Origin of the sequence: Microcystis sp. CS-574 (assembly GCF_028329095.1) — a bacterium.
GTDB classification, from domain to species: domain Bacteria; phylum Cyanobacteriota; class Cyanobacteriia; order Cyanobacteriales; family Microcystaceae; genus Microcystis; species Microcystis ichthyoblabe_A.
The window spans coordinates 1-6,023 of the sequence record NZ_JAQMSY010000256.1 but is presented as its reverse complement, the minus strand read 5'-3'; the positions used below and the strand labels follow the sequence as shown (position 1 = coordinate 6,023).

At 46.8% G+C, this 6,023-nt stretch carries 3 protein-coding genes; all 3 read left to right on the top strand.

Annotated elements, in window-relative coordinates; translation table 11 throughout:
- Nucleotides 1–313 precede the first annotated feature (313 nt).
- A complete protein-coding gene (locus tag PN470_RS21000) occupies nucleotides 314–1,507 on the top strand; it encodes a restriction endonuclease subunit S (protein ID WP_271938933.1) in 1,194 nt (397 codons plus the stop codon).
- 228 nt (nucleotides 1,508–1,735) lie between these two features.
- A complete protein-coding gene (locus PN470_RS20995; protein ID WP_272105039.1) occupies nucleotides 1,736–5,182 on the top strand; it encodes a DEAD/DEAH box helicase family protein in 3,447 nt (1,148 codons plus the stop codon).
- Between the two features lie 28 nt (nucleotides 5,183–5,210).
- The coding region (locus tag PN470_RS20990; RefSeq protein WP_272105038.1) for an Rpn family recombination-promoting nuclease/putative transposase at nucleotides 5,211–6,023 on the top strand (813 nt) is incomplete at its 3' end.

Genomic DNA, 6,023 nt, shown 5'->3' with positions numbered 1-6,023 from the left:
TAATAAATATTGGCAGAAGATTAAAGATTAGTTATTATGACTAACTCTTTTGATTAGAAAAAGATAAACTTGAGAATCCTCGATCAAATTTATTGACTCAAAATCAGCTATACTTAATTTAAATGAAACAGCCCTACCTTAAAAAGGGGGGAGAAGAGTTCATAGTAGGGTGGGTTAGACGGCAACAATCTAGGCGTTAAAGTCAATCTAACAATCCGTCGTAACCCACCGCTTTAGTCCACCGAAAGGATATTTGATTTATGTTTGAAAATAAGATTGATCAGGTTTTACACGCGTTAAAGGAGATGTTGGGATGAAGAAATCTACTGTATTTCCGATATTACCTCTGGGTAAGATTTGTATCTTGCATAGTGGGGGAACTCCTCGCCGTAGCAACAATAAATATTATGGCGGTAATATACCTTGGGCAAAAATCGCAGATTTAGATACTGAAAATGGAATTGTTGTAGATACTGAAGAATACATAACAGTTGAAGGATTACAGGCTATCAATAATCGAATTTTCCCAAAAGGGAGTATTTTACTGGCAATGTATGGCTCTATTGGAAAATTAGCAATTGCAGGGCGTGATATATCATGTAATCAAGCAATTTTAGGAATACAAATTAAAGACAAAGAACATTTAGATATTAACTACTTAAGGCTATGGTTAACTAGCATAAAGGCTACTTTGGAGTTTCAAGGACGAGGAGTAACGCAACAGAATATATCCAAATCTATTGTCGAGAAACTAGAAATCCCCCTCCCACCCCTCGAAGAACAGCGAAGAATTGCGGCAATTTTAGATAAAGCAGATGGGGTGCGACGCAAGCGCAAAGAGGCAATTCGGTTGACTGAGGAGTTATTGCGATCAACTTTCCTAGAGATGTTCGGTGATCCTGTTACTAATCCGAAAGGGTGGGAGATTGTTAAACTAGGTAGTCTTGTTGTCGGCCAACTAAATAATGGCATTTTTAAGAAAAATCACGAATATGGTGGGGACACACCCGTTGTTTGGGTAAAGGAACTCTTTAGTGGTTACACTATCGATTGTTCTGAAAGTAGGACTTTAACGCCAACAGATGAAGAAGTGAAAAAGTTTGGATTAACAAAAGGTGATATTCTTTTTTGTCGATCTTCTTTAAATCGTGAGGGTATTGGCTTTAACAATGTTTTCGATGGCATGGATTTTTCAGCACTTTTTGAGTGTCACATTATTCGAGTCAGCCTGAACCAAAGAAAAGTTAATAGCATCTTTCTGAACTACCTTTTGCGTTTTCCTGGACTCAGGAAACAGATTATTGCTAAAGCAAATACAGTAACGATGTCCACCATTGGACAAAGTGAAATAAAGAAAATAGAATTTTATCTTCCTCCAAAGGAACTGCAAGATAAATTTGAGATTTTTTTGCGAAAAATTGCAACAAATCGAACGAAATTAGAAAATAAAGAATCCGAAAATCTCTTTAATTCCCTTTTACAAAGAGCATTTAGGGGGGAACTGTAGCCATGGCAGCCGGCGGATTACTGCCATAATCTTGTGGGAAATGCCATTAAAAAAGACCGTTAGACAATTAACCAAGATTCCTATCATCTCACACTGTCACTAGGGAAAACCCTAGATAAAATAACCGAACTTGCTGTTTTTTTATATAACTGTTAAACAATAACCAAGTAAAATATAGAGATAGCCAAAACTTTGGGAATAATAAAGTTATAGACTGGGGAGCGCAATATGGACTCAAACTTCTCCTTCCTGCGAGATCAATTCCCGACAATCTACGATCATGCCAGCCAAGCGGAGGGATTAGTTTTCAGCAACCCCCGGGCCAGTTGCTTCTATACCCGTTTTGTCCTAGAACAAATGGTCTGCTGGCTCTATGAAAACGACCCCTACCTGCAACCGCCCCGGGAAAGTAACCTAGGCGCTCTCATCCACGAGCAAACCTTTAAAGATAACCTTAAACCAGGACTTTTCGGCAAAATTCGCACCATCCACAAAGTCGGCAACAACGCCGCCCACCATACCAGCCCCATCAGTGAACGGGACTCCCTGCACCTGATCGAGGAACTATTTCATCTCACCTACTGGCTGGTGCGCTACTATGGGCAGAATGGGCGAAAATTGGGCGATATTAGCTTCGATCGCCAGAAGATACCCCCGGCCGCACCCCCCGCTCCCAAACAACTGCAAGACCTGGAAAAACGCCTGTCCCAAAGCGATGCCCTGCGCCAATTGGCCGAAGCAAAACAGCGCCAAACCGAGGCCGAACTCGCGGCCGCTAGGGCCGAACGGGATGCCCTCCTCGCCCAAAATCGAGCGATCGCTGACCAGCACGACTACAACGAAGCCGACACCCGCCGCTACCTGATCGATGTACTACTCCAAGAGGCCGGCTGGGATACCAAAGCAGCCAACGTCACCGAGTTCGAGCTGCAGGGGATGCCCATCCAAAAGCCCGGAGATACCGGACGCGGTTTCGCCGATTATGTACTATGGGGTGACGACGGCAAACCCCTCGCCCTCGTGGAGGCAAAACGCAGCAGCAAAAGCGCCGACAGCGGCCAACAGCAGGCCAAACTCTACGCCGACTCCTTAGAAAAAAACTACAACCAACGCCCCGTTATTTTCTACAGCAACGGCTATGAAACCTATCTCTGGGATGATCTCGCCTATCCCCCCCGTCCCGTCCTCGGTTTCCTGCGAAAAACCGAGCTAGAACGACTAATTTTCCGCCGTTCCCACCGTAAACGCCTCAGGGACACCGCCATTAACGAGGATATCGTCGGCCGTCCCTACCAGAAAGAGGCCATCCGCCGCATTACCGAAACTTTTGAAGAAAAGTGCGCCCGTAAGTCCCTGTTGGTTATGGCCACCGGAACCGGCAAAACCCGAACTGCGATCGCATTGGTGGAACTGCTCAAGAGCGCCAATTGGGTAAACCGAGTCCTGTTTCTGGCCGATCGCAATGCCCTATTAAAGCAAGCCTATCGAGCCTTTCAGCGGCATCTACCCAGCGTTACCGTCCTGGATCTGACCCGCAGCAAGGACGTGACGGGGGCTAACGTCATCTTCTCCACCTATCAAACCATGCTCAACGCCATCGATCGCATGGATGCAGAGGGGCGAATCTTTGGGGTGGGTTATTTTGACCTAGTGATCGTCGATGAGGCCCATCGCTCCATTTATCGGAAATACGGCGAAATATTCGATTATTTTGATGCCCTGCTGGTGGGGCTAACTGCCACGCCGCGCTCGGAAATAGACCGGGACACCTACCGCATTTTCCAGCTACCCCAGGGCGTGCCTACCTTCGCCTACGAGTTAAATGATGCCGTTAGGGATGGCCACCTCGTCCCCCCCAAGGGCGTTACTGTGCCGTTTAAGTTTCTGCGTACTGGGGTTAAATACAGTGAGCTAACCCCACAGGAGCGGCTAGACTACGAGGAGAAGTTCCGGGACGAGGAAAGCGGCGAACTACCGCAGGCAATTAACGCAGCTGCCTTTAATCAATGGTTGTTCAATATCGACACCGTGGATCAAGCATTAGAATTATTGATGCAACGGGGGCTAAAGGTCAACAGTGGCGATCGATTGGGTAAAACGATTATTTTTGCCCGTAATCACCGACACGCCCAATGTATCTGCGATCGCTTTAACAGTAACTATCCTCACTACAAAGGCCATTTCGCCAAAATTATTGACAGTCACGACAATTACGCCCAGAGTCTGCTCGATGACTTCAGCGAAGCCAACAAAGAACCGATTTTGGCCGTCTCGGTGGATATGCTCGATACCGGCGTAGATGTGCCGGAAGTGGTCAATTTGGTCTTTTTTAAGCCCGTATTCTCCCGGGTGAAGTTCAATCAGATGATCGGGCGCGGGACCCGTCTCTGTCAGGATTTGTTTGGGCCTGGCAACCATAAAACCGAGTTTCTGGTCTTCGACCTCTGCAGTAATTTCGAGTATTTCGAGCAGGATATCGATGAAACAAGCCAGAAAATACCCGAAAGCCTCACCAGTCGCCTAGTTAAACATCGCCTCGAGTTGGCAACCCGTCTCGCTCCCGCCAAGCAAAGCGCAACACCTAGAGCGAGAGAGCAGTCCTCTACTTACAAAGTCGATCGGGCCGGCGACCTATACACGAGTTTGCTCGATGCACTCCATCAACACATCGCCACCATGCCCCGGGATAATTTCCTCGTGCGTCGTCGCTTGCCGCAGGTGGAGACCTTTAGTCAGCGTCAGCGTTGGAACAACCTGAGTCAGGAGGACGCGGCCACCATTGCCGACTCCTTGGCCGGTTTACCCAATAGTCTGCCCAATGAGGATCCCCTGGCCAAGGAGTTTGATCTTCTCTGTGTGAAACTGCAATTAGCCATTCTCAAGGCCGACCGTAGTTATGAGCGATTGCGGGACAAAGTGCGGGATATTCTCGGTCAACTGGAGACTAAGCCCGATATCCCGATGATTAAGGGACAATTAGACTTTATTCGCGAGGTGCAGGACGAAAGCTGGTGGACCGGCGCAACGCCGTCAATGGTGGAGGGGATTCGGGTGCGTGTCCGGGATCTGGTCAAGTTTATCGATCGCCAAAAGCAGCAGATCGTGATCACCGATTTTGTCGATGAGATGGGGGAGGTGCAGATTGTCGATATTCCCACCCATCAGACCGTTTTTAGTCGCGAACAGTATCGCCGGAAAGTGGAGGCCTATATCCGTGAGCATCAGGATCACCTTGCGATCGCTAAGTTGCGGCGCAATCTCCCCCTAACGGAGACGGATTTATCTGCCCTAGAGGAGATGCTATTTTCGGCCGCAGAAATTGAGAGCCGTCAGCGTTTTGAGGAGGTTTTTGGCCAGACAAAAAGCCTCAAGCTTCTGATCCTGGAAATCGTCGGACTTGATCCCGCAGGGATCCGCGTAGCGGCACGCCAGGCGGCTAAACAAGCTTTTGCCTGTTATTTGCAGGGGACAAACTTCTCGGCCAATCAAATCCGTTTTATCGAAAATATCATCGATATGCTCGCTAAAAACGGAGTTATCAATCCGGGGGCGCTCTACGAGCCTCCCTTTACTGATAACCATCCCGAAGGGCTAGATGGGATGTTTAATGATCAGGAAGCTGATCGGATCGTCTCGATTGTGCGATCGTTTAACCAGTCCGTTGATGCGGTTTAAGAACAAGCGCGGATGAAGAAATAAAAGCATGAAAACTGACACGATTTTTTATCAACTCTTTCAATCATTCCCCTCTATCTTCTTTGAATTAATTCAACTCCCCATCACCGAAGCCAATAACTACCGCTTTGACTCAGTGGAAGTCAAACAACTTTCCTTTCGTCTTGATGGAGTCTTTCTACCTCAAAATAATAACCCCCAGACTCCTATCTACTTCTGTGAGGTACAATTTCAAGAGGATGAGGCTTGTTATCAGCGCTTTTTCACCGAAATATTCTTATATCTCAGTAAAACCGACTTAACCAATGATTGGCGGGGTGTGATTGTCTATCCTAACCCTCAAGTAGAAACCAATCAAGTTCAACGCTATCGGGAACTCCTCAACTCCGAGCGAGTCAGACGGATTTATCTGAATGAATTAGAAAACATTCCTCAAACTTCGATTGGTTTAGCTACAGTCCAATTAATCACCCTATCTAAAGCAAAAGCGATTGATAGCACCCGAAAATTAATCCAAAGAGTGAGAGAAGAATTAACCCCCGACCAAAAACCCCAAGAACTCTTACAATTAATAGAGACGATTCTCGTTTATAAGTTACCGCTTCTCAATCGTCGGGAGATAGAAACTATGTTTAGTTTAGATGAATTAAAACAAACTCAGTATTTTCAAGATGTGCGCGAGGAAGCGCGTCAGGAAGGTCGTCAGGAAGGTCGTCAGGAAGGCAGACTAAACAAAGCACTAGAGGCTGTTCCTCGTTTGTTAGCTTTAGGGTTAAGCGTTGAGCAAGTCGCATCCGCCTTAGAATTAGAGGTTGAACAGGTTAGAGCTATACAAAACGGG

What these genes read in the sequence shown, in the direction of transcription:
- PN470_RS20995 (WP_272105039.1), top strand. Translation starts at nt 1,736, where the DNA reads ATGGACTCAAACTTCTCCTTCCTGCGAGATCAATTCCCGACAATCTAC.
- PN470_RS21000 (WP_271938933.1), top strand. Translation starts at nt 314, where the DNA reads ATGAAGAAATCTACTGTATTTCCGATATTACCTCTGGGTAAGATTTGT.